Here is a 23838-nt window from a genome sequence, read left to right as displayed (position 1 = left end):
GAGGGGTTCTGGCGGGAGCACGGGCAGCGGGTTGACTGGATCCGGCCCTATACGAAGGTGAAGAACACCTCGTTTGAGCCCGGCAATGTGAGCATCAAATGGTATGAGGATGGCACGCTGAACGTGGCGGCCAACTGCATCGACCGGCACCTGGCGACGCGGGGCGACCAGACGGCGATCCTGTTTGAGCCGGATGACCCGAAGGACCCGGCGCTGCACATCACCTACCGTCAGCTGCATGACAGCGTCTGCCGCATGGCGAATGTCCTGAAGGACCTCGGTGTGGGCAAGGGCGACCGGGTGGTGCTGTATCTCCCGATGATCCCGGAGGCGGCTTACGCAATGCTCGCCTGTGCGCGGATCGGCGCCATTCACTCGATCGTTTTCGCGGGCTTCTCGCCGGACGCGCTGGCCGCGCGGATCAACGGCTCCGAGGCCAAGGTGGTGATCACGGCGGATCACGCGCCGCGGGGCGGGCGGGTCACCCACCTCAAATCCAATACCGATGAGGCGCTGCTGCACTGCTCCGACAGGGTGAAGTGCCTGGTGGTCAAGCATACCGGCGCCCAGACCACCTGGATCGCCGACCGGGATGTGGACTGCAACGCGCTGATGGCCGAGGCCTCGAACGAATGCGCGCCGGAGGAGATGAATGCGGAGGATCCGCTGTTCATTCTCTACACCTCCGGCTCCACCGGCCAGCCCAAGGGCGTGGTGCACAGCTCCGGCGGCTATCTGGTTTACGCCTCGATGACCCATGAGATCGTGTTCGACTACCACGAGGGCGACGTGTTCTGGTGCACGGCCGATGTGGGCTGGGTCACGGGGCACAGCTACATCGTCTACGGGCCGCTCGCCAACGGCGCCACGACCGTGATGTTCGAGGGCGTGCCGACATTCCCCGACGCCTCGCGCTTCTGGCAGGTCTGCGAGAAGCATGGGGTCAACCAGTTCTACACCGCGCCGACGGCCATTCGCGCTTTGATGGCGCAGGGCACGGAGTTTGTGGAGAAATGTGACCTTTCCGCCCTGCGCACGCTTGGTACGGTGGGCGAGCCGATCAACCCGGAGGCCTGGAACTGGTACAACGACGTGGTGGGCAAGGGGAACTGCCCCATCGTCGACACCTGGTGGCAGACGGAAACCGGCGGGCATCTGCTGACCCCGCTGCCGGGCGCGCACACACCCAAGCCCGGTTCCGCGATGAAGCCGTTTTTCGGGGTGCAGCCGGTGGTGCTGGAGCCCACATCGGGCGAGGAGATCACGGAGGTGCCGTGCGAGGGTGTGCTGTGCCTCAAGGACAGCTGGCCCGCGCAGATGCGCACGGTCTGGGGCGACCACGAGCGGTTCGAGAAGACCTATTTCTCGGACTACAAGGGGTATTACTTCGCCGGGGACGGATGCAAACGGGATGAGGACGGGGATTTCTGGATCACGGGCCGCGTCGACGACGTGATCAACGTCTCCGGTCACCGCATGGGCACGGCCGAGATCGAGAGCGCGCTGGTGGCGCATGTAAAGGTGGCCGAGGCCGCCGTGGTGGGCTACCCGCATGACATCAAGGGGCAGGGCATCTACGCCTATGTCACGCTGATGGATGGCGAGGAATACACCGAGGAACTGCGCAAGGAGTTGCGCCAGTGGGTGCGCACGGAGATCGGGCCGATTGCGAGCCCTGATCTGATCCAGTGGGCACCGGGCCTGCCGAAGACCCGCTCGGGCAAGATCATGCGCCGCATCCTGCGCAAGATCGCCGAAGACGACTTTGGCGCACTTGGCGACACCTCAACCCTCGCCGACCCCTCCGTCGTCGACAATCTCATCGACAACAGGATGAACAAGTGATTCAATTCCCCCGCAACGGATCAACCGCCCGGTGCGGGCGCGCACAACACCATCCCTTAAGGAGCCAATTCATGTCCCGAATTTCAGTCGCAGCCGGTCTCAGCCTGGCGTTTCTTCTGGCCGCCTGCTCCGGTGATGATGCCACCAACGCGACCGATGCGGCATCCGCAGCCTGCGGTGCGGCAGGCCACGAGGGTCTGGTCGGGACCAGCGTGACCGATCTTGATCCGGATCTGTTTCCGGAAGACACCCGCTTCAACTTCCCGGGCGCCGCTCTGGGCGAGGACGTAAACCCGGGCCGTCTGAATTTTGAGATCGGCACGGACGACACCGTGCAGCGCGTCTACTGCGGTTAATGTCGGCCCTGTCGCCGCAGGAGCAAAAACGGCACCACGCCAAAGGGTGACAGGATCATCAGCGCCATCGGCAGACCAAAGAGCTTCGCCGCGACACCGATCAGCGGCGGACCTATCAAAAATGCCGTAAACGCGATCAGGGCCAGCGTCGCGACATTGCGCGCCGGTTTCGTCCCGGGCAGCCGCCCCACAATCGACATGGTCAACGGATAGATGTTGCCACAGCCAAGCCCCACCATGGCCGCCGCCGGCGCGGCCATGTAGATGCTGCCGGATCCACCAAACATCAGAATGCCCACGCCCATCAGAGCGGCCGACCCCAGGATCACCCCGTGCGGCCCAAACCGTTCGGCCAGCGGATCGCCCAGCAGCCGGACAATCCCCATCGACAGGGCAAATGCCGAGAACGTGGCCGAGGTGGTGAAGGGGTCAAGTTCCAGGTTTTCCCGCAAAAACAGCGCCGACCATTCCAGCATCGCGCCCTCTATCAGCAGGGCGCCAATCGGCACCATGCACAGCACCAGAAGCGCGCCTTCCGGCATCCTGAACTTCTCTTTCGGCGTGCTGCGGTCCAAAGCAACGTCGTCGATCATCCGCAGTGCGAACCAAACGTTCAGAACCGCGAAAATCGGCTGCAAAATGATCTGCTGCGTCAGGAAGCCAATCCCGGCCTGCGCAAACGCACCCGCGACCAGAGCGCCCGTCACGGTCCCAAAACTCCACCAGGCATGACATCCGGTCATGATCCTGCGACCAAGTTCCGTCTCCGTCTGACTGGCCTTGGCGTTCATCGCCACCTCAATACTGGCGATGGTCAGTCCGCAGACAAAAAGTGCGAGCCCAAGCGTTACCGGTCCGGTCGCCAGCGCCGGTCCAATGAACGACAGGAAGAAAATCGAACCGCCCCAGACACAGGTCTTACGCACCCCAAGCCGGTCGGTGATCCGTTCCACAATCAGGAACCCCAGCATGGTGCCGGCCGGCATCCCAAATAACGCAAAAGCCAGTTCCAGAACGTCCAGATCCAGCGCCTGTTTCACGTCCGGAATGCGCGGAAACCATACGGAAAGGCCCAGCGCGTTCAGCGCAAACACCAGCCGGAGGGACGTCAGGGAACCGGGTGAGGATGGCATGGGATTGGTCCGCTTAAAAAGCGGTACCTATCCCGCGCCGCGAACCGCGTCCAGCCTGTCCGTCAGTCCGTAGCGGTGACCGTCAATTGGGGTCGAACAGAACCGCTCCGGTCGTCTCCCGAAGCGTTTGCGGACCAATCTCAAACAGTGCGTTTGGCGCACCCGCAGCGGCCCGGACGCTGTCATGGGTCAGCAGCGTCGCATCCATCCAGGTCGCAATTGGCGAGAGGTGACCAATCGGCGCGACGCCTCCTATCGCAAAGCCCGTCTCCGCCCGGATGCGTTTGGCGTCCGCCCGTTTGAGGTCTTCCCCGAAAAGACCCCGGGCGCGGTCGAGGTCCAGATCATGGGCGCCACTGACGAGGATCAGCTTCAGGTCGCCGCTCTCAACACCCTCGAAAATCATGGATTTTACGATCTGGGCCACGCCACAGCCACATGCCGCCGCCGCTTCCGCCGCCGTGCGCGTGCTTTCCGGCATGCGCTCAATTTTGACGTCCAGTCCGGCCGCCCGCGCCGCCGCTTCCACCCGTTCCACACTGCCCGCCATCTGCGCCTCCTGTGCTCCGGCGCACAGAAACACCTGGGTCATCGGCCGTGTCAACCAGGCTCCGTGATTGGCCGGTCATCTGCGGGGAGAAGCGTTTTCTCCATCCAGGGGCCGTTCCCGCCCGCAACCGGAACATAACCCCGGGCCCTGTAGAATCCTTCCGCCGTCCGGGTGCTTTCCAGTGTCATGCGGGTCGTTCCGCGCAGGGCGGCTTCCTGTTCGAGGACGTTCAGGACTGCCGTGCTCACGCCCTGAAAGCGGAAATCCGGATGCACGTAGTTGAGCAGAACCTCACCGTGCCAGGAGACCATGCCGACACCGCATGCCCTGTCGCTCAAAAAGGCCATGAACAGGGATGAGCCGGACCCGTTCACCCATCCGGTCCAGTCGGCCACGGTTTTGTTGCGCAGCCATGGCTTCAGTTCACTTGGCTCCTTGCCGTGATCCTCCACGCAAAGCTCCGTAATTGACCGGCGCAGCACCTCCACACCTGCCGCTGCATCCGCCGTCGTGGCGGGACGTACCGTAAGTTCCATGTGTCTTCCCGACCGTGATCCTTTACCTGGCCTTAACCTCTTACAGTCACCTGTTTCGTGTCTCCCTTCCAGTGGTTTCAGAACATGCGGGACGCCCGGCGGACTCGACTCCGGACCCGCAGGACTATAAAAGAACAAAAGTAGAACATCGCGACACGATTCCCCGATGAACCCTCACCGCATCCTGTCCCTCTGGTTTCCCCGTCTCGCCGCCGAACAGGCGGTCAGGGTGGAGCCGCAGCTTGCCGGACGGCCTTTCGCCATGGTGCGGGAGGTCCGTAACGCGCTCATGCTCAGCAGCCTGTCGGCCTCCGCCCAGGATGCCGGGCTGCGCCGTGGCATGGCGCTGGGGGATGCGCAGGCGATCTGTCCCGATCTGGTGACCCGCCCCGAGGACGCCCGGCGGCTTGCGATTTTCAGGAATTCCCTGCGGCGCTGGGCCGGGCGGTTTTCGCCCTGGGTGGCGACGGAAGGCGCGGAGGCCCTGGCCCTGGACGTCACCGGCTGCGCGCATCTGTTCGGGGGCGAGGCCGCTCTGCTGGGGGAAATCGAAACCTCCGCCGCCGATCTTGGTCTGACCGTGCAGCCCGGACTGGCCGATACGCTCGGTGCCGCCTGGGCCGTGGCCCGCTTTGCCGGTCCGGTCGAGGGCATGGCCCATGCCGGTGACGCCATCGACCAGGAGGCCCGCGCCACCCGTGCCCGCGCCCGCAAACGCCGCTGGGAGAGGGGCGGCCCCCCGTCACTTGCCCCGCAACAGCCCTCCGGCGTCGACAGGATCATTCCTCCCGGCATGACCCAGGAAAGGCTCGCGCCCCTGCCCATTGCCGCCCTTCGCGTGGGCCAGACGGAGATAACGGCCCTTCAGGGGCTTGGCCTGCGCCGGATTGGCGATCTTTCCGCCCTGCCGAGAGCGCAGCTGACCCGCCGCATTGGCCCCCAGGTCGTGCGCCGTCTCGACCAGGCCCTTGGTCGCGTGCCGGAACCGATTTCTCCCGCACGTCCGGCTCATGTCTTTGCCCTGCGCCTGAGTTTTCCCGATCCCATTGGACTGGAAAAGGACGTGCTGGCCGGGGTGGAGCGTCTCCTGGCACCACTATGTGACCGGCTGCGCTCCGCGGGCAGGGGGGTGCGGCGGCTTCAGGTTGCCTGGTTCCGCACGGATGGTGGCTCTGACATGGTCGAAATCGGCCTGGCGCGTCCGGTCAATGCCGCCCATGACCTCCAGCCCCTCGTCGCGCTGAAGCTTCAGGGCCTGGACGCGGGGTTCGGCATCGACATGCTTCGGGTTGAGGCGGTGTCCGTTGAGCCCCTGACCCCGCGTCAGCATCACGGCCATCGCGACGCCGCCCGGGGCGGCAGTGACCGGGATGACATGGCGGACCTGCTCGGCCGTCTTGGGTCGCGGCTTGGTCTCGATGCCCTGACGCGTCTGCACCCCGCCCAGAGCCATATTCCCGAGAAGAGTGCCCTGGTCATGGCTGCGGGTTATGCGGACCCCGCGACGGACTGGCCGACGGCGGCCATGCCCCGGCCGCTGACACTGTTCCCGCCGGAGCCCGTGAAGCCCGACGATGATGGCTCGCCTCCGTCCAGTTTCACCTGGCGTCGACAGCCGCAGACGCTGGCCGCCGCATATGGACCTGAGAGGATTGCGCCGGAATGGTGGCTGGACGATCCCGCCTGGCGGACCGGCGCGCGGGACTACTGGCGAGTGGAAACCGGTGACGGCACCCGGCTCTGGCTTTTTGAGGCCCATGGTGACGATCTGCCCGCAGGCTGGTTCGCCCATGGGGTGTTTGCGTGATGTGCGTAGTTTTGCCCGGTTCCGGTAAGCGGTCGGCGCTGCCCGGCGTTGCCGCCGGGCGTCACATCAGAAACAGGCGTTTTCGCCCAAAAAACCCGTCGTCAGGTCACCCGCGGCCCGCGCAGCTGATGGATTTTCGCCCGCACCCTCTGCCACTGTTCCGCACCCGCGGAATCGCCGTTTTCCTCAGCGGCCTTGGCCTTTTGGGCGGCCTCATACTCGGCCCTGTCGCCATGGGCGGCATACAGACGGCTCGCGTAATCGTCGATCTGAATCATGTCCATGGTGTTCCTCCATTTGTTTTTGGGAGACGACACTACCACAAATACGTGTGTTTTTACACCACCTGCCTGAACCGTGCGGGGGTCTGTTGAGCATGGCCTTCGCGGAACTCTGCATTACATCCAATTTCACCTTCCTGACCGGAGGCAGTCACCCCCAGGAATACGCCCGCCGTGCCCTTGAAATGGGCCTGCCCGCCTTCGCCATTGCCGACCGGAATTCCGTGGCGGGCATCGTGCGCGCCCACAGCGAGTTGCGCGAAATCCGGCGTGATCTGGGCGATTACGCGCATTTCGCCCCGCGTCTTTTGCCCGCCACGCGCCTTTGCCTGCAAAACGGGCTTGAGATCACCGCCATTCCGCGCAACCGCCCCGCCTGGGGACTGCTCTGCCAGACCCTGTCCCGCGGCGCACTGAAGGCCGAAAAGGGCGACTGTCTGCTCCAGCCCGCCGATCTCGCCGGTTTTGGCCCCGACATGCACCTGCTGCTTCACACGCCTTCAGGCTTTACGGGCGCCGACTGGCTGCCCGCCGCCCGTGCCTTTGCCGAACGGCATCCTCACGCTCATCTGGTTTTGAGCCCCCGCTATGACGGCCAGGACGCGCCGCGTTTCGACAAAATAACCCGCCTTGCCGCCGATCTGCGCCTTGTCACCGTCGCCTCGGCTGAGCCGATGATGCATCACGGGTCGCGCCGCCGTCTGACCGACATTCTCACCTGCATCCGTGAGGGGCTGAAAATCGACACCATCGGCCGCGCCGCCCAGGCCAATGCCGAACGCCGCCTGCGGTCCGAGGCCGAAATGCTGCGTATTTTCCACAACCACCCCGATGCCGTTCACCGTGCTGGTCTGATCGCCGACGACTGCACCTTTTCCCTCGACGAGCTGCGCTACGAATACCCGAAGGAAATCTGGGACGGTGAGGATCCGCAGGACCGTCTCACCCGTCTGACCGTGCGGGGTTTAAAATGGCGCTATCCCTCCGGCGTTCCGGAAAAGACCCGCGCCCAGGCCGATCACGAACTCGACCTGATCGGGCGACTGAAATACGCGCCCTATTTCCTGACCGTGCATGACGTGGTCGAATTCGCCCGCTCGCAGAACATCCTCTGCCAGGGCCGGGGCTCCGCCGCCAATTCCGTGGTCTGCTACGCGCTGGGCGTCACTTCCGTCAGTCCCGAAATCGGCACCATGGTCTTTGAGCGTTTCGTCTCCGAGGCCCGCGACGAGCCCCCCGACATCGACGTGGATTTCGAACATGAGCGCCGCGAGGAGGTCATCCAGTACATCTACCGCCGCTTCGGCCGCCACCGCGCCGGGCTCTGCGCCACCGTCATCCACTACCGTGGCAAACGCGCCATCCGCGAGGTCGGCACCGCCATGGGCCTGTCCCGCGACACCGTCGCTGCCATGTCCAGCCAGATCTGGGGCTGGGGCAGCGGCGATTTGCCCACGGCCCGCCTCCTCGAACTCGGTCTCGACCCCACCGACCGCCGCCTCGCCCAGACCATGCAGCTTGTGGACGAGATCATCGGCTTCCCCCGCCACCTCAGCCAGCATGTGGGCGGCTTCGTTATGACCGAGGGCCCGCTCGACGCTCTCGTTCCCATTGAGAACGCCACCATGGAGGACCGCACGGTCATCTGCTGGGACAAGGACGACATCGACGCGCTCGGCATCCTCAAGGTCGACGTGCTGGCGCTGGGCATGCTCACCTGCATCCGCAAGGCCTTCGACCTGATGGCCCAGCATTTTGGCACCCGCTATACCCTCGCCACCCTGCCTGCCGAGGACGCGCAGGTCTATGACATGCTTTGCCGTGCGGACAGCCTGGGCGTCTTCCAGGTCGAATCCCGCGCCCAGATGAACTTTCTCCCCCGCATGCGCCCGCGCTGTTTCTATGACCTTGTCATCGAGGTCGCCATCATCCGCCCCGGTCCCATCCAGGGCGACATGGTCCACCCCTACATCCGCCGCCGCCGCGGTGAGGAGGAGGTCAGCTTCCCCTCGGATGAACTCGGCGCGGTTCTCGGCAAAACCCTGGGCGTCCCGCTCTTCCAGGAACAGGCCATGCAGATCGCCATTATCTGCGCGGGCTTCTCCCCCGAACAGGCCGACCGCCTGCGCCGGTCGCTCGCCACCTTCAAGAAACACGGCAATGTCAGTGAATTCCGCGAGCTCTTTCTCTCCGGCATGGCTAAAAACGGCTATGAGGCCGACTTCGCCGAACGCTGCTTTTCCCAGATCGAGGGGTTCGGCTCCTACGGCTTCCCCGAAAGCCACGCGGCCTCCTTCGCCCTGCTGGTCTACGCCTCGGCCTGGATCAAATGCCACCACCCGGAGGTCTTCGCCTGCGCGCTCCTGAACTCCCAGCCCATGGGCTTCTACGCCCCGGCCCAGATCGTGGGCGACGCCCGCAAGCATGACGTCACCGTTCGCCCCGTCTGCATCAACGCCAGCTACTGGGACAACACGCTCGAACCCGACGGGCGTGGCGGCCTGGCCCTGCGTCTCGGTTTTCGCCAGATCAAATCCATGCGCGCTGACGAGGCCGACTGGATCACCGCCGCCCGTGGCAACGGCTACAGCGACGTCGCCGCCGTCTGGCGCCGCGCCGGTACCCCGCCGCGTCTGCTCACGGTCCTGGCCGAGGCCGACGCCTTCGCCTCCCTTGGCCTCACCCGCCGCGAGGCCCTCTGGCAGGTGCGCGGCATCGCCGGCGACAAACCCCTGCCGCTCTTCGCGGGCCTGGAAGGCGAGGGGGACCTCGAAGGCCCCGTCACCCTGCCGCCCATGACCCTGGGTGAGGAGGTTGTGGCGGACTATTCCTCCCTGCGCCTGACCCTCCGCGCCCATCCCATGGCCCTGATCCGGCCTTTGCTGGATGCGGGCTGATCCACGAAAAGACCTTGCCTCCACCCCGCCATTTGGCCAGTCTCCGGCACGGGTCACATCACCCGCACGGATGTCAAAAGGCGTATTGTTTTCCGCCTGTTCCAAATTGAGGTTCGGTGATTTTAAACGGACTGATCATCTTCGTAACCGTTTTCACGGGCGGGCTTCTGCTTCACCCAAAACTGGCGCAGGCCCGGATGTGGCGCGCCGCGATCACACCACTGGCTTCCATCATCGGCAGTGGTTTCCTCGTCCTCGGACCGGTCCTCGACGCCTCCTATGGCAAATACGCGCCCCTCGTGATGGGCCTGCTGTGCCTGACGGCCTATCTTTTTGGCTCGGCGATCCGCTTCAACATCGCCCGCATCGCGCAACATGGTCCAGGCCTCGATCCTGTCGGGGACCTCCTTGAGAAATCCGCGTCCTGGGTTCTTGCATTCGCCTATACGGTGTCCGTCGCCTATTACCTCAACCTGCTCGGCTCCTTCGCCGTCAGCCTGACCGACCTGAACGACGCCTACCACGCCAGGCTGGTCACCACCGGGGTGCTTGCCGTTATCCTGATCGTTGGATGGACCCACGGGTTTCGCGCGCTTGAGCACATGGAGCAGATCTCGGTGGGCGTGAAACTCGCCATCATTGCCGGGCTGCTGTTTGGACTCGGCTGGTTTTTCGCCGAGCGTGTCGCGACAGGCGATCTGGTTGTGAAACCGCCGCAACTGCACGGCTGGCCTGCCATAACCCTGATTTTCGGACTGCTCATCACCGTTCAGGGGTTCGAGACCTCCCGCTATCTTGGGGATGAGTATGACGCCCCGACACGCATCCGGTCCATGCGGCTGGCCCAGTGGATGTCGACCGGGATCTACATGGTCTACATCATTCTCATGTCGTATCTTTTCGCCCCCGACATGCTTCACCTCAGCGAAACCGCAATCATTGACCTTATGGCAATCGTTGCCCCCGTCCTGCCGGTTCTCTTGATCGCCTCCGCCCTCAGCGCCCAGTTCAGCGCGGCCGTAGCCGATACCGGTGGCACCGGCGGTCTGCTTGAGGAACTCACCGGCGGTCGAATTTCACCCCGTGTTGCCTACGCGATCCTGGTGGCCTTCGCCCTGCTTCTGACCTGGGTCATGAGCGTGTTCGAGATCATCAGCTACGCGTCACGCGCCTTTGCGCTCTACTACGCCTTCCAGGCCATGATTGCAGCCAGGGGCGCCTACCGACAGGCACGACTGAACCATCTGACACTGCTTTTCACCTTTCTTGCACTCCTTGGTCTGACCATCGCGGTCTTCGGAACGCCGGTCGAATAGCACGGGTGTTTGCTTAAACGACGGGTCCGTAGCCTCACGGGCCGAAATCCGGTAAATTTGATCAAAGTCAAGGACCGGGCTCGCAGTCCTGGGACAAAAGTCCGCGTAAAGTGAACGATACCAATACCAAAGACCCGGCCGCCCAGGCTGGACTTTTGGCCCCTGGAATGCCAAATCCCTGAAACCGGAAGTTCCGTGGGGCGGACGGTACGGCGACAAGGGGAACCGGAAAGAGGGTACGACCCATGGATTATGACGCTCTGTTTGAAAAACACCTGTCGGCTCTTCGGGATGCGGGAAACTACCGCGTGTTCGCCGAGCTTGAACGGTGCAGCGGCGTTTTCCCCCAGGCCAAATGGCATCACGACGGCGCCACATCGGACGTAACCGTCTGGTGTTCCAACGATTATCTCGGCATGGGCCAGCATCCCATCGTCACCCAGGCCATGCATGAAGCCATCGACCGCTGTGGTGCGGGCGCGGGTGGTACGCGCAATATTTCCGGCACGAACCACGACCATGTTCTGCTCGAGGCCGAACTGTCCGACCTCCACGGCAAGGAAGCCGCGCTGCTGTTCACCTCCGGTTACGTCTCCAACTGGGCAAGCCTCGGCACGCTCGGATCGAAGCTTGAGAACTGCGTGATTCTCTCCGACTCGCTCAACCACGCCAGCATGATCGAGGGCATCCGCCACTCCCGCGCCGAAAAAATGATCTGGCGGCACAATGACCCCGAGGATCTCGACCGCAAACTCTCCACGCTTTCCCCCGACCGTCCCAAGGTCGTGGCCTTTGAAAGCGTCTATTCCATGGATGGTGACATCGCGCCCATGGAGGAAATCCTCGACGTGGCCGAAAAACACGGTGCCATGACCTATCTCGATGAGGTTCACGCGGTTGGCCTTTATGGCCCGCGCGGCGGCGGCATCGCCGAGGAACGCGGCCTGATGGACCGCGTCACCCTGATCGAGGGCACACTCGGCAAAGCGTTTGGCGTGCATGGTGGCTACATCACCGGCTCCGCCGCCCTGATCGACTTTATCCGCAGCTTCGCCAGCGGTTTCATCTTCACCACCGCCCTGCCACCCGCCGTGGCCGCCGGTGCCCGCGCCAGCATCCGTCACCTCAAGGAAAGCAGCGTCGAACGCGACCTGCAAAAATCCAACGTGGCCCTGCTGCGCAAACGTCTCGATGCGCTCGGAATTCCCCATCTGCCGAACCCGAGCCACATTGTCCCGGTGATGGTCAAGGACCCGGTCAAATGTAAGATGATCTCGGACATTCTGCTGTCCGACTACGGCATCTACGTGCAGCCCATCAACTACCCGACCGTCCCCCAGGGCACCGAGCGTCTGCGCTTCACGCCGTCACCGATGCACACCACTGAGGACATCGACCACCTGACCCGCGCTCTCGGCTCCCTCTGGAGCCAGTGTGCCCTTGCGCGGTCGGTCGCCTGATCCACTGTCAGCCCACGTTCTCCGGCGTCAGAACCTGAACCGACGAAATTGCCGCCTCCACAGGTTCGGCCGACAACCCGTGATAGGCCAGGAAGGCGGCATACGCATTCCCCATATCCTCGCGCAGATCGTGGTGCAGGATGAAGTCCAGCCTCCGGACCCGGATAAGGGCACGGTTCTCCTGATCGAGGTCATGCGCCACATAGACCTGCGGGGCATGCCCGCTGTCGCCCAGCGTCTTCAGAATTGAGCGGTTGCCGCCTCCCATTGAATAAACCGCGCGCAAATCCGTCACGCCTTCCATGGCCCGGGCAAGTACCTTCGACGTCTCATGGCCGAGCCCTCCACCCCCCTGAACCGGCAGCATCCGCAGGTTCGGGCACCGGGCCGCCAACGTTGCGGCGAACGCGCTTTCCCGTTCCTCCTCCCCGAGAAACCGCTCGTGACTGCGCGTCGCCAGCACCGTACCGGGCCCGTCTCCAACAATTTTCGAGATGATCCAGCCCGCCGTCCGGCCCGCACCTGCGTTGTCGAGCCCCACATAAGCGAGGCGATCCGTGCCGCCCATATCCGTGACCAGCGTCACGACCGGAATTCGCGTGGCCATCAGCGCATTCACGGCCTCCCGAATTCGCGGTGTGTCCCGCGCTTTCAGGCACACCCCTTGGCTGCCACGCTTCAGAATGCGCTCCAAAACGCGGACGACCTCCGCCTCCTCCATCACTTCCTGCAGGACAAACCGTGGCCGGAACACCGCCGCCCCAACACGGGGCAGGATCGACTCGGCCGCCGCCCGCACCTCCCGGCTGAACCGCGCCGGAGCTTCCACCACAAAATCGACAAACAGCCGTCGGCCCCGGGCGCTCAGCTGCGCCTCCTGCGCCGTCAGTTCCTCAATGGCCGCCTTTACCCGAGACCTTGTCTGCGGGCTCACATTGGACCGGTTGTTGAGAACCCTGTCCACCGTAGCGGTCCCGAGCCCGGCTTGCCGGGCAATCTCCTTGATGGGAAAACGATGCGTCATTTGATGTATTTCTGATGCGTTTTCCCGTCCAAAGCAATCCCGGATCCGGCTATCCTGCTCCCAACAAACGGGAGGACCCATCATGAAAGACACCATCGACACGACCAGCGGCTACTACGATCCGGACGCCTGCGACCTGAACGACTTCCAGACCCTCATCGATCAGGTGACGTCCAGCGCTGATGTCCCGCGTGCCGCATCCATTGAAAAGAACATCCCCGTCTACGACATGGCGGACCTGCGCCCCGAGCTTGAGGATCCCCGGACCCGTCGCGGCATCATGGCCGAATGGGCCCAGGTTCTGCGCAGCGGCGCGGGCGTGGTGGCGCTCAAGGGCACCTATGCTGACACGTCCGTCCTGGATGAGGCCACGGACCTCTACCGGACCATCATCGCGAAGGAAAAGGCAGGCACCGGCGGCGGTGGCGACCATTTCGCGGCGGCCGGTGCCAATGATCGCATCTGGAATTCCCTGCAAAAACTCTGCGAGGCGTCACCACGCGTATTTCTCGACTACTTCGCCAACACGACCATTTCCGCCATTTGCGAGGCATGGCTCGGTCCCAACTGGCAGATGACGGCCCAGGTCAACCTCGTGCATCCCGGCGGCCAGGCCCAGCAGGCCCATCGCGACTATCATCTCGGTTTTCAAACCGCCGACATCAGCGCGTCCTATCCCGCGCATGTGCATGACGTGTCACCGATCCTGACGCTCCAGGGCGCCGTCGCCCATTGCGACATGCCTCTCGAAAGCGGCCCGACCAAACTGCTGCCCTTCTCCCAGGCCTATCGTCCCGGCTACGCCGCATGGCGTCGCGAGGATTTTCGCGCCCTGTTCGAGGAACGCCACGTCCAGTTGCCGCTGGAAAAAGGCGACACGGTTTTCTTCAACCCGGCCCTGTTCCACGCCGCCGGAGCCAATACCAGTGAGGACATCCACCGTTTCGCCAACCTGCTCCAGGTGTCCTCCGCCTTTGGTCGCGCCATGGAAACCATCGACCGCGACAAAATGTGCCGGCTGGTCTACCCCCATGCCGTCGAGGCCCGTGAGAGCGGGCGCCTTAGCCCGGCTGAACTCGACGCCGCCATCGCCTCCACCGCTGAAGGCTATTCCTTCCCCACCAACCTCGACCGGGACCCGCCCAAGAACGGTCTCGCACCGGAAACCCAGGCCGCGTTCTTCCGCCGCGCACTGGCGGAGGGCATGGACCCGCGGTATTTCGGCGAACACCTCGACCGCATGAATGCGGCGCGCCGGGCCTGATCGCGCAATCGGCGCCAAGCCTGTAGTTGTGCGGGCTCCGATCCGGGACTAGACTTAAGGTCCCAATAAAACCGGAGGCCGCCTTGTTTCGTCTGTCCGTCCTGACCACCTGTCTTGCCCTGACCCTGACCATCCCGGTTGAGGCCCAGGAAGACCGTCTGGTTCGCCTGAGCACGGGCAGCCTGGCGGGCGCCTATTTCCCGGTAGGTGTCGCAATCTGTCGCACCATCAACAAAACCCGGCGTGAACACGGACTGCGCTGCGCGGCCATCGCGTCCGATGGTTCACTCGACAACATCAACCGCCTGCGCGACGGCGCGGCGGAAATGGCGCTCGTCCAGTCCGACACCCAGCGCGCCGCGGTCAACGGCCAGGTCGACGCACCCTTCACCGAACTGCGCGCACTGCTGTCCCTGCATGCCGAGCCACTCACCGTTGTGACCCGGGCCGACAGCGGCGTGACCGGTATCCAGGATCTCTCCGGCAAACGCGTCAGCATTGGCGGCTCCAGCCAGCTTCCACTCTGGCGCGGCGCGTCCGAAGCCGCCGGGCTCCAACCCGACAGCTATGAGGAGGTCAGCGGCATCGCCCCCGAACAGCAGGCCCGCGCGCTCTGCGACGGTGAGGTCGACGCCTTCGCCATGGTCATCGGCCACCCCGCCCGCACCGTGCAGGAGGCGACCCTGGGCTGCGAGTCCCGTATCCTCAACATCTCCGGCCCCGCCGTGACCGATCTGGCCGCCGAAAACGCCGCCTGGTTTCCCGCCGATATCCCTGGCAAACTCTACCAGGGCAATCCCGAACCCATCGACACCATCGGAGTTGGCGCCACCCTCGTCACCACCAGCGCCGTGCCGGATGCCGTCGTGGAAATCGTGTTGAGCAGCATCTTCGACAATCTCGACCAACTGCGCGGTTTCGAGCCCGTATTGGCCGATCTGTCGCAGACATCCATGACAGGCATCGGCCTCTCCGCTCCCCTGCATGCCGCAGCCGAAGCCTTTTACGGCGACAGGGGCTGGACCGAATAAAAACCATCACACCCGGGTGGAAACCCCTTTCGGGTTCAGGCGCGTTTAATCGGTTGCGTCCCCGGTCCCGGTAAAGAATTATGCGCCGAAGACGGGCACCCGACCGGGTCGTCCGCAAGTGGGAGGGCAAAATCGTGAGCATCATCAATTGCGGCTGCGTGTCCGGAAGGGCTGTGCGGTAACATGTATATTGGAATTGATATCGGCACCTCATCGGTCAAGACCGTGCTGTTCGACGGCGACCAGTACCTCGTCGACCAGGCCTCCAAATCCATCGAGGTAACCCGCCCGCATCCCTACTGGTCCGAGCAGAACCCGATGGACTGGTGGACCGCTGCTGAGGCAACCATCGACACCCTGGCCGATCGCAGTTCCCTCGCCGATGTGCGCGGCATCGGCCTTTCGGGCCAGATGCACGGGGCCGTATGCCTCGACGCAGCAGACAACGTCCTGCGCCCCGCCATCCTTTGGAATGACGGACGCTCCTCCGCCGAATGTGCCGAGATCGAAGAGGCCTGTCCCAACAGCCGTAGCATCGCGGGCAACATCGCCATGGCCGGCTTCACCGCCCCCAAACTCGCCTGGCTCCGCAAGCATGAGCCGGAGATTTTCGAAAAAACCGCAAGGGTACTCCTGCCCAAGGATTACGTGCGCCTGTGCCTTACCGGCGAATACGTCTCGGAAATGTCCGACGCCGCCGGCACACTCTGGCTCGACGTGGCCAAACGCGACTGGTCCGACGACCTTCTCGCCGCAACCGGCCTCACCCGCGACCACATGCCGTCCCTGGTTGAGGGCAGCGCGGATTCCGGCAAACTCCGCTCCGAACTGGCCGAACGCTGGGGCATGACCGGCCCGGTTGTCGTCGCCGGTGGCGCCGGTGACAACGCCGCCGCGGCCTGCGGGGTAGGGGTCGTCAAACCAGGCACGGCCTTCGTCTCGCTCGGCACTTCCGGCGTGCTTTTCGTCTCCAACGCAAAGTTCTCACCCAACACCGAAGGCGCGGTTCACGCCTTCTGCCATGCCATGCCCGAAACATGGCACCAGATGGGCGTGATCCTGTCGGCCGCCGACAGCCTCGAATGGCTGGCGCGCCTCACTTCCAAAACGGCCGTGAACCTGTCCGACGCCATCGGGGAGATCGAGCGACCCTCCGACGTGATTTTCCTGCCCTACCTCTCGGGCGAGCGCACTCCCCACAACGATCCTGGTGCGCGCGGCTCCTTCACCGGCCTCGCCCAAAGCCACGGCCCCGCCGACCTGGCCCAGGCGATCCTTGAGGGCGTGGCCTACGCCTTCGCCGATTGCCAGACCGCCCTTGCCGGGGCAGGCACGGACTTCGAGGCGGCTCTGGCCGTTGGGGGCGGTGCCCGTTCCAAAACCTGGCTCAAAATCATTGCAAGCGTCCTGAACCGGCCGCTGCTCGTGGCCGCCGACAGCGATGTGGGCGCGGCCCTCGGTGCCGCCCGACTCGCCATTTGCGCGGCGGAGGGTGCCGACCCACAGGAGGTGTGTTTCGCACCCGACATAATAAGCACCGTCGAGCCCGACGCGGGCCTGGTGCCACAATATCAGGAGGGGCTGGCCCGGTATCGCGGCCTTTACCCCGCCATTAGGGAGAAAATGGAATGACAGACTTTTTTGCGGGTATCGACAGGGTCGAATACAAGGGGCCGGACAGCGATGATCCGCTCGCCTTCCGCTTCTACGACGCCAAACGCGAGATCATGGGCAAGACCATGGAGGACCACCTGCGCTTCGCCGTGGCCTACTGGCACAGCTTCGCCTGGCCCGGTGGCGACCCGTTCGGCGGCCAGACCTTTGAGCGCCCATGGTTCCACGGCGACCCGATGGAAGCGGCCAAACTCAAGGCCGATGTGGCCTTTGAGATGTTCTCCATCCTCAACGCGCCGTTCTTTACCTTCCACGACCGGGACATCGCCCCGGAAGGCGACACGCTTCAGGAATCGAACGACAATGTCAGCGCCATCGCCGACATTTTCGAGCGCAAAATTGAGGAAACCGGCACCCGACTGCTCTGGGGCACGGCCAACATGTTCACCAACCGGCGTTTCATGGCCGGGGCCTCAACCAACCCCGACCCGGAGGTCTTCGCCTGGTGCGCCGCCCAGGTGAAGCACTGCATGGACGTCACGCACCGGCTGAAAGGTGCCAACTACGTGCTCTGGGGTGGCCGCGAAGGCTACGAGACCCTGCTCAACACCGACATGGGCCGCGAGCTCGACCAGATGGGCCGGTTCCTGTCTATGGTCGTCGATTACAAACACAAAATCGGCTTCGAGGGCGCCATCCTGATCGAGCCCAAACCCCAGGAGCCCAGCAAGCACCAGTACGACTACGACGTTGCCACCGTGTTCGGCTTCCTGCAGCGCTTCGGTCTGGAAAAAGAGGTTAAGGTCAACATCGAGACCGGCCACTCCGTTCTCGCCGGCCACACCTTTGAGCACGAGATCGAAACGGCCAACGCGCTGGGCATTTTCGGCAGCCTCGACGCCAACCGCAACGATTACCAGTCCGGCTGGGACACCGACCAGTTCCCCAACAACGTGCCGGAAACCGCAGTGGCGATGTACTACATCCTCAAGGGCGGCGGCTTCACCACCGGCGGTTTCAACTTCGACAGTAAGCTGCGTCGTCAGTCTCTCGACCCCGTGGACCTCATCGCCGGTCATATCGGCGGCATGGACGTTATCGCCCGGGGCCTGATCGCGGCGGCGGCCATGATCGAGGACGGCGGCTGGGCCGATTTCGTCAAACAGCGCTACGCCGGCTGGGACAAACCGGAAAACCAGGCCATGCTGGCCGACGGCGCCGATCTCGAGACCATCGCCGCCCGTGTGCATTCCGAGGGCCTCGACCCTCAACCCGTCTCGGGTCAGCAGGAACGGCTGGAAAACTGGATCAACCGGTTCGTCTAGGCACCCGCTTGAAACCTCTCCGCGTCGGGCGCATGTTGGTAACAGCCAACATACCGCACGCGGAGGGGAGCCATGCTGTCGATTGTTGAGGATACCAACCACAACTGTTTCATCCTGGAACCAACGGGCAAGCTGACGGAGAAGGACTTCTCCCAGCTGACCGAGCGGTTCAACAAATGGGTCAACGAAACCGACAGCATTCCAAACATCGTTGTCCATACCGCTGAATTCCCGGGCTGGTCCGACTTTGCCTCATTCATCGGCCATCTCAGCTTCATCCGTGACCACCACCGCATGGTCGACAAGATAGCCCTTGTCTCCGACGCCCGCGTGCTGGACGTGGCGCCGAAATTCGCAAAGCATTTTCTGGCCGCCCGCATCCGGCATTTCCCGGCGGATCAGCTTGAAAAAGCCCTAAGCTGGGTCTCCGAACCCGACGCCAGCCCGAACCACATCACCGTTATGGAAGACCTGCCCGACGATGTGGTTGGCTTTTCCGTCCATGGTGTCATCACGGCCCGCGACTATTCCGATCGGATCGTGCCGCTCATCCAGGACAAACTGAAGGATCACCGCAAGATCAAGCTGATCTATCGCATCGGCCCGGATTTCAAATCCATGACCCCCGGCGCGGTCTGGAGCGACGCGCGCGTCGGCATCATGCACCTGACGCAGTTCACCAAAATCGCCGTGGTCTCCGACCTCGACTGGATCCGCCACGCCACCCGCGTTTTCGCGCCGCTCATTCCTGGCCACGTCCACGTGTTTTCCAATGATGAGTTGCAGGCCGCAAAAACCTGGATCAGCGACGACGCGCCGGAGGACGACGACTGACCCCCTGGGTCAGCCCCGCTCGCGCAGCAGCCGCGCCTTCTGGCGGTTCCAGTCGCGTTTCTGCTCGGTCTGGCGTTTGTCAGCCACGTTTTTACCCTTGGCTACGCCGAGCAGCAGCTTCGCCATGCCCTTTTCGTTGAAATAGAGCTTCAGCGGCACAATAGTCATGCCCTCGCGCGCGGTGTTCTTCCACAGATTGGCCAGTTCCTTGCGGCTGACCAGCAGCTTCCGCCGCCGCCGTTCCTCATGTCCAAAAGTCTTCGCCTGCTTGTAGGCCGGGATATACCCGTTAATCAGCCACAACTCGCCATCCTCGATGGAGGCATAGCTTTCCGTGATCTGTGAGTGCCCGTTGCGCAGGGATTTGACCTCGGACCCCTCAAGCACGATCCCCGCCTCGAGCGTATCCTCGATGGAATAATTGTACCGCGCCTTGCGGTTCTCCGCGACAAGCCTGTTGTTGTCGTCCGATTTTTTCTTTTTTGCTGCCATGGTCTGCCGCATCTAACCATTGAAGGGGCTGCTGTCCAGCGGTGCCCAAAAATAGTCCAGCGACTTCAGACCAATTGCCGGGTCAAATGCGCGCTGCCGATACAACGACCGAAGGCGCGGCCACGCGATACCCATCGCCGGTTACCTCACCCTCACGCCGGACGCGCGCCGCCAGATCCGCCCGAATGGCGTTGCGCAGATCACTTGACTGTCCGCTCAGCAATGAGGCGGCCCGAACCGCGCCACGGTCAAAGGCATCAAATAACGCCTCGGGTTGCGGCACATCCAGTTCCGTCGCCACCCGCTCCGACGCGATATCCCGAAATCCCGCTTCGCCAACCATGTCCCGCGCAGTCGCATCATCCGCCAACTGATGCGCGTCCGGCCCCTCTGGCAGGGACACCGTGGGATCGCCCAGACGTCCCACCGCATCGAACAGCCATCCAAATGCACCGTTCGATCCCTTACCCTCCCAGATCGAAAACGCGATCCGCCCGCCGGGCTTGAGCACCCGGGCCGCCTGCTTCAATCCCGCCATCGTGTCGGGAAAATGCGGAACGCCGTACCCAATTGTCACCGCATCGAACGTGGCATCCGGGAATTCGAGCGCCATGGCGTCGCCCTGAACAATCCGCGCATCCGGTGCCGCGACCCGCGCCAGCTCAATCATGGCCTCAGAGAAATCCAAACCGGTCACTCTGGCCCCGCGTGACAGAAGCTCCGCCGTGATCAGCCCAGGACCACAGCACAGATCCAAAACCTCCATATCGGGACCCGCCGACACCGCATCCGCCAGTCGTTGCGCCATAAACCGTGACGCGTTTGAGAACCCTTTCGCGTATCCCGCAGCCGTGGACGGCTGGGACCATCCGTCCAGTTCCATTTTCTCAAATGCGGTCGTGTCCGGCATGATTTCTCCCCCGGTTCCCACTCAATTTAGCACAAATTTGCCAAAATTTGGAGACACCGCGGCCCCAGGGCATATGCCAAACAATAAAGGCCGCCCCATGGAGCGACCTCAAAACATCGAAAAAACCCGGAGTTGCTACGCCGGATCCGCCAATTCGGGTTCATCCGGCGCACACTCCGCGTGCCGATCCAGAAGCTGGCGCCACAGCGGTCCACACGCCGCCTCGACCCGGCGGACCTCCTCTTCTGTCAGTCCGGTACGCCACTTGCCTGAATTGGCCCGGATCGGCTGGCCCACCTGCTTCGTGCGCAACTGCATGTTGGGGGATCTGTGCTGTTTGCTCTCAAAAACCGTGTTTTCCGCCGACACAACCGCACCGTCAAATTCCAGCCCCATGAACGCGAGAATCCGGCCCAGCTCCCCGTCCGGGCGCTCCGTCAGCCGCTCGAAAAACGTGAAACAAACACCGTCCCGCCCGGACAGCGCGAGCGCCGCCTCATTATCGATCACCCAACGCTCAATCCCGTAATTCAGATCGTTGAACCGGGTCTTGAATGAGAGACAGGTGTCATACGGATTGCGCAGAGCCACAATCACCCGCGCATCGGGCAGGATGCGTCGGATACGCTCCACCGAATGCACATGCTTCGGCGTCTTTTCCACCAGACATGCCGCGCCTACATCCGTCGCCTCTTCCAAATACTGAGAAATACGCCTCCTCGCCGTGGAAAGCCTGCGTTTGACCTGAAGAAACATGCTGGTTTCTTCGGGGATCGCCATAATTTTGGGATGGCTGCCAAGACGCGCCGCCAGCAGCGTCGTACCGGAATGCCCGCACCCGACCACAAAACAGGTTGATACAGGACATATTCCGGAGGGAATGGGCTGCACGCCGCGATCAAGCGCCGTGAGCAGTTTCATGGTCAGCCGGTCCAGCTGAACCTTGGCCCAGGTCCGGTTATGGCGAATTCTGTATGGGTTGATCATACGTCACATTCCGCCATGTCCGGCCCGGGCCGCAATGGGATCAGGCGTCCTCGGAGATTTCCTCACCGGTTTCCTGGTTGACCACTTTCATGGACAGGCGAACCTTGCCACGGTCGTCGAAGCCCATCAGCTTGACCTTCACGGACTGACCCTCGGACACGACGTCTTTCGGGTGGCCGACGCGCTCGTTGGACATCTGGCTCACATGAACCAGACCGTCGCGCTTGCCGAAGAAGTTCACGAATGCACCGAAGTCCATGATCTTGACGACCTTGCCGGTGTAGATCTTGCCGGGCTCCGGCTCGTCCACAATGGAACCGATCATCTCACGGGCTTTCGCGATCGACTCGGCATTGGCGCTGGCGATCTTGATGATGCCCTCGTCATTGATGTCGACCTTGGCACCGGATTCCTCAACGATGGACCGGATCACCTTACCACCGGAACCGATAACCTCACGGATTTTGTCCGTGTTGATCTGCATGGTCTCAATGCGCGGTGCGTGTGCGGAGAATTCCTCACGACCGGAGGTCAGGGCCTGGGACATTTCGCCGAGGATGTGCATCCGGCCGGCTTTCGCCTGTTCCAGAGCCTGCGACATGATCGCGGGCGTAATGCCTGCAACCTTGATGTCCATCTGGAGCGAGGTGATGCCGTTCTCGGTACCCGCAACCTTGAAGTCCATGTCGCCGAGGTGGTCCTCGTCACCCAGAATGTCGGTCAGAACCGCAAAGTCCTCACCTTCCAGGATCAGACCCATGGCAACACCGGCCACCGGCGCCTTGAGCGGAACACCCGCATCCATCATGGACAGCGAACCGCCACAAACCGACGCCATCGAGGACGAACCGTTCGACTCCGTGATCTCGGAGACAACGCGGATGGTGTAGGGGAAGTCGGTTGCCGCCGGCAGAACCGCCTGAAGCGCACGCCATGCCAGTTTACCGTGACCAATCTCACGACGGCCCGGACCAGCCATACGACCGGCTTCACCGACGGAGTAGGGCGGGAAGTTGTAGTGCAGCATGAAGTTCGAGCGGGTCGTACCCTGCAGCGCGTCGATCATCTGCTCGTCGTCACCGGTGCCGAGCGTGGACACGACCAGGGCCTGCGTCTCACCACGGGTGAACAGGGAAGAACCATGCGTGCGCGGCAGGATGCCAACCTCGGCCACAATCGGGCGCACGGTGGTCAGATCACGACCGTCAATCCGGCGGCCATGGGCCAGGATGTCACCACGAACAACGCTGGACTCCAGCTTCTTCATCGCGGAGCCGAGGTTTTCGTCCTCCCGCTCTTCCTCGGACAGCGCTTCGAGGATGGACTCCCGGGCTGCAGAAATCGCGGAGGTGCGCTCCTGCTTGTCGGTGATGGCGAAAGCCGAACGCATCGCGTCCTCACCAACGGATTTGATGCGCTCATAGATGGCGGAGTAGTCGGGAGCCTGGAAATCAAACGGCTCTTTCGCGGCCTCCTCGGCCATGTCGATGATCATGTCGATAACCGGCTGCATCTGCTCGTGACCGAACTTCACGGCACCCAGCATCTCAGCCTCGGACAGCTCATAGGCTTCCGATTCGACCATCATCACGGCGTCTTTGGTGCCCGCAACAACCAGGTCGAGACGCTGCTCGGGGTTTTCCCGCAGCTTTTCCATGTCGTCAGCGGCCGGGTTCAGAACGTAGGAGCCGTCAACAAAACCAACCCGTGCGGCCCCGATGGGTCCACGGAACGGTGCGCCGGACAGGGTCAGGGCGGCGGAGGCTGCGATCATCGCAACGATATCCGGGTCGTTCTCCATGTCGTAGGACAGAACGGTACAGATCACCTGGGTTTCGTGCTTGAAGCCTTCCACGAACAGCGGGCGGATCGGACGGTCGATCAGACGGGACGTCAGCGTTTCCTTCTCCGTGGGCCGCGCCTCACGCTTGAAGAAACCGCCGGGGATCTTGCCGGCCGAGTAATATTTTTCCTGGTAATGGACGGTCAGCGGGAAGAAATCGAAGCCCGCTTTCGGTTTTTTCTCAAATACCACCGCCGCCATTACGGTGGTTTCGCCATAGGTGGCGATGACGGTTGAATCCGCCTGGCGCGCAATCTTCCCCGTTTCGAGCGTGAGCGTATCATGGCCCCACTCGATGGATTTTTTCACGATATTGAACATGTTTTTCCCTTA

General features: G+C 63.0%; 20 protein-coding genes. 11 read left to right on the top strand and 9 right to left on the bottom strand.

Annotation, left to right across the window (positions count from 1 at the left end; genetic code table 11):
• On the top strand, positions 1-1845 hold a 1845-nt coding region (gene acs / locus ACP15P_RS11765), incomplete at its 5' end, for an acetate--CoA ligase (RefSeq protein WP_424928656.1).
• A 71-nt stretch (positions 1846-1916) separates the two neighbouring features.
• Entirely contained in the window at positions 1917-2201 is a 285-nt protein-coding gene (locus ACP15P_RS11760; RefSeq protein WP_424928655.1) for an I78 family peptidase inhibitor, read from the top strand.
• Here ACP15P_RS11760 and ACP15P_RS11755 read toward each other — a convergent pair.
• The 3 genes from ACP15P_RS11755 to ACP15P_RS11745 form a co-directional block, all read right to left on the bottom strand.
• A complete protein-coding gene (locus ACP15P_RS11755; RefSeq protein ID WP_424928654.1) occupies positions 2198-3334 on the bottom strand; it encodes an MFS transporter in 1137 nt (378 codons plus the stop codon). The genes ACP15P_RS11760 and ACP15P_RS11755 overlap by 4 nt on opposite strands.
• Before the next feature lie 82 nt (positions 3335-3416).
• On the bottom strand, positions 3417-3938 hold the full coding sequence (locus tag ACP15P_RS11750) for a YbaK/EbsC family protein (protein WP_424928653.1): 522 nt from the start codon (positions 3936-3938) through the stop codon (positions 3417-3419).
• A complete protein-coding gene (locus tag ACP15P_RS11745) occupies positions 3935-4420 on the bottom strand; it encodes a GNAT family N-acetyltransferase (RefSeq protein WP_424928652.1) in 486 nt (161 codons plus the stop codon). The genes ACP15P_RS11750 and ACP15P_RS11745 overlap by 4 nt, the downstream gene beginning before the upstream one ends.
• A gap of 166 nt (positions 4421-4586) precedes the next feature.
• Between ACP15P_RS11745 and ACP15P_RS11740 the strand changes: the two genes are divergently transcribed.
• Positions 4587-6227, top strand: coding sequence for a Y-family DNA polymerase (locus ACP15P_RS11740; protein ID WP_424928651.1), 1641 nt, complete (start codon positions 4587-4589; stop codon positions 6225-6227).
• A 101-nt stretch (positions 6228-6328) separates the two neighbouring features.
• Here ACP15P_RS11740 and ACP15P_RS11735 read toward each other — a convergent pair whose 3' ends face one another.
• Positions 6329-6511, bottom strand: a complete 183-nt coding sequence (locus tag ACP15P_RS11735) for a hypothetical protein (RefSeq protein WP_424928650.1) — start codon at positions 6509-6511, stop codon at positions 6329-6331.
• A 92-nt stretch (positions 6512-6603) separates the two neighbouring features.
• Here ACP15P_RS11735 and ACP15P_RS11730 point away from each other — a divergent pair, with 92 nt between their 5' ends.
• The 3 genes from ACP15P_RS11730 (at position 6604) to hemA (ending at position 12181) form a co-directional block, all read left to right on the top strand.
• Positions 6604-9405: an error-prone DNA polymerase gene (locus tag ACP15P_RS11730; protein ID WP_424928649.1), complete on the top strand. Its 2802-nt coding sequence runs from the start codon at positions 6604-6606 to the stop codon at positions 9403-9405.
• Between the two features lie 116 nt (positions 9406-9521).
• Positions 9522-10721: an APC family permease gene (locus ACP15P_RS11725; RefSeq protein ID WP_424928648.1), complete on the top strand. Its 1200-nt coding sequence runs from the start codon at positions 9522-9524 to the stop codon at positions 10719-10721.
• 245 nt (positions 10722-10966) lie between these two features.
• Entirely contained in the window at positions 10967-12181 is a 1215-nt protein-coding gene (gene hemA / locus ACP15P_RS11720) for a 5-aminolevulinate synthase (RefSeq protein ID WP_424928647.1), read from the top strand.
• Between the two features lie 7 nt (positions 12182-12188).
• On the opposite strand, the gene ACP15P_RS11715 is transcribed toward hemA, so the two are convergent.
• Complete coding sequence (locus ACP15P_RS11715; protein ID WP_424928646.1) at positions 12189-13205, bottom strand: LacI family DNA-binding transcriptional regulator; 1017 nt, start codon at positions 13203-13205, stop codon at positions 12189-12191.
• Between the two features lie 82 nt (positions 13206-13287).
• Between ACP15P_RS11715 and ACP15P_RS11710 the strand changes: the two genes are divergently transcribed.
• From ACP15P_RS11710 to ACP15P_RS11690, 5 genes are all read left to right on the top strand, one after another.
• A complete protein-coding gene (locus ACP15P_RS11710) occupies positions 13288-14469 on the top strand; it encodes a phytanoyl-CoA dioxygenase family protein (RefSeq protein ID WP_424928645.1) in 1182 nt (393 codons plus the stop codon).
• A gap of 83 nt (positions 14470-14552) precedes the next feature.
• Positions 14553-15500, top strand: a complete 948-nt coding sequence (locus ACP15P_RS11705) for a TAXI family TRAP transporter solute-binding subunit (protein ID WP_424928644.1) — start codon at positions 14553-14555, stop codon at positions 15498-15500.
• Positions 15501-15683: 183 nt separating this feature from the next.
• The gene (gene xylB, locus ACP15P_RS11700; protein WP_424928643.1) at positions 15684-17132 is read left to right on the top strand and encodes a xylulokinase; all 1449 of its coding nucleotides are present in this window, start codon (positions 15684-15686) and stop codon (positions 17130-17132) included.
• Entirely contained in the window at positions 17129-18439 is a 1311-nt protein-coding gene (gene xylA, locus ACP15P_RS11695; RefSeq protein WP_424928642.1) for a xylose isomerase, read from the top strand. Before xylB ends, xylA begins: the two co-directional genes overlap by 4 nt.
• A 72-nt stretch (positions 18440-18511) precedes the next feature.
• Positions 18512-19273 (top strand): SpoIIAA family protein, encoded by a 762-nt coding sequence (locus tag ACP15P_RS11690; RefSeq protein WP_424928641.1) that lies wholly within the window; start codon positions 18512-18514, stop codon positions 19271-19273.
• A 9-nt stretch (positions 19274-19282) separates the two neighbouring features.
• On the opposite strand, the gene smpB is transcribed toward ACP15P_RS11690, so the two are convergent.
• The 4 genes from smpB to pnp form a co-directional block, all read right to left on the bottom strand.
• Positions 19283-19765, bottom strand: coding sequence for an SsrA-binding protein SmpB (gene smpB / locus ACP15P_RS11685; RefSeq protein WP_424928640.1), 483 nt, complete (start codon positions 19763-19765; stop codon positions 19283-19285).
• A gap of 82 nt (positions 19766-19847) precedes the next feature.
• Positions 19848-20675 carry a class I SAM-dependent methyltransferase gene (locus tag ACP15P_RS11680; protein ID WP_424928639.1) on the bottom strand — a complete coding sequence of 276 codons (828 nt, stop codon included), beginning with the start codon at positions 20673-20675 and terminating at the stop codon, positions 19848-19850.
• A gap of 135 nt (positions 20676-20810) precedes the next feature.
• Positions 20811-21662 (bottom strand): sulfotransferase family protein, encoded by an 852-nt coding sequence (locus ACP15P_RS11675; RefSeq protein WP_424928638.1) that lies wholly within the window; start codon positions 21660-21662, stop codon positions 20811-20813.
• A gap of 40 nt (positions 21663-21702) precedes the next feature.
• Positions 21703-23826 (bottom strand): polyribonucleotide nucleotidyltransferase, encoded by a 2124-nt coding sequence (gene pnp, locus ACP15P_RS11670; protein WP_424928637.1) that lies wholly within the window; start codon positions 23824-23826, stop codon positions 21703-21705.
• Positions 23827-23838: the final 12 nt, after the last annotated feature.

It is taken from the genome of Amaricoccus tamworthensis (genome assembly GCF_049800875.1).
Taxonomy (GTDB): domain Bacteria; phylum Pseudomonadota; class Alphaproteobacteria; order Rhodobacterales; family Rhodobacteraceae; genus Amaricoccus; species Amaricoccus tamworthensis.
Note: the sequence above shows the minus strand (reverse complement) of the source record. Positions and strands in the feature narration are given on the sequence as shown.

Excerpts from the sequence above, each read along its gene's own strand:
- ACP15P_RS11760 (WP_424928655.1), top strand. The coding sequence starts at position 1,917 with ATGTCCCGAATTTCAGTCGCAGCCGGTCTCAGCCTGGCGTTTCTTCTG.
- ACP15P_RS11755 (WP_424928654.1), bottom strand. The coding sequence starts at position 3,334 with ATGCCATCCTCACCCGGTTCCCTGACGTCCCTCCGGCTGGTGTTTGCG.
- ACP15P_RS11745 (WP_424928652.1), bottom strand. The coding sequence starts at position 4,420 with ATGGAACTTACGGTACGTCCCGCCACGACGGCGGATGCAGCGGCAGGT.
- ACP15P_RS11740 (WP_424928651.1), top strand. The coding sequence starts at position 4,587 with ATGAACCCTCACCGCATCCTGTCCCTCTGGTTTCCCCGTCTCGCCGCC.
- ACP15P_RS11735 (WP_424928650.1), bottom strand. The coding sequence starts at position 6,511 with ATGGACATGATTCAGATCGACGATTACGCGAGCCGTCTGTATGCCGCC.
- ACP15P_RS11730 (WP_424928649.1), top strand. The coding sequence starts at position 6,604 with ATGGCCTTCGCGGAACTCTGCATTACATCCAATTTCACCTTCCTGACC.
- hemA (WP_424928647.1), top strand. The coding sequence starts at position 10,967 with ATGGATTATGACGCTCTGTTTGAAAAACACCTGTCGGCTCTTCGGGAT.
- ACP15P_RS11715 (WP_424928646.1), bottom strand. The coding sequence starts at position 13,205 with ATGACGCATCGTTTTCCCATCAAGGAGATTGCCCGGCAAGCCGGGCTC.
- ACP15P_RS11710 (WP_424928645.1), top strand. The coding sequence starts at position 13,288 with ATGAAAGACACCATCGACACGACCAGCGGCTACTACGATCCGGACGCC.
- xylB (WP_424928643.1), top strand. The coding sequence starts at position 15,684 with ATGTATATTGGAATTGATATCGGCACCTCATCGGTCAAGACCGTGCTG.
- xylA (WP_424928642.1), top strand. The coding sequence starts at position 17,129 with ATGACAGACTTTTTTGCGGGTATCGACAGGGTCGAATACAAGGGGCCG.
- ACP15P_RS11690 (WP_424928641.1), top strand. The coding sequence starts at position 18,512 with ATGCTGTCGATTGTTGAGGATACCAACCACAACTGTTTCATCCTGGAA.
- smpB (WP_424928640.1), bottom strand. The coding sequence starts at position 19,765 with ATGGCAGCAAAAAAGAAAAAATCGGACGACAACAACAGGCTTGTCGCG.
- ACP15P_RS11680 (WP_424928639.1), bottom strand. The coding sequence starts at position 20,675 with ATGCCGGACACGACCGCATTTGAGAAAATGGAACTGGACGGATGGTCC.
- ACP15P_RS11675 (WP_424928638.1), bottom strand. The coding sequence starts at position 21,662 with ATGATCAACCCATACAGAATTCGCCATAACCGGACCTGGGCCAAGGTT.
- pnp (WP_424928637.1), bottom strand. The coding sequence starts at position 23,826 with ATGTTCAATATCGTGAAAAAATCCATCGAGTGGGGCCATGATACGCTC.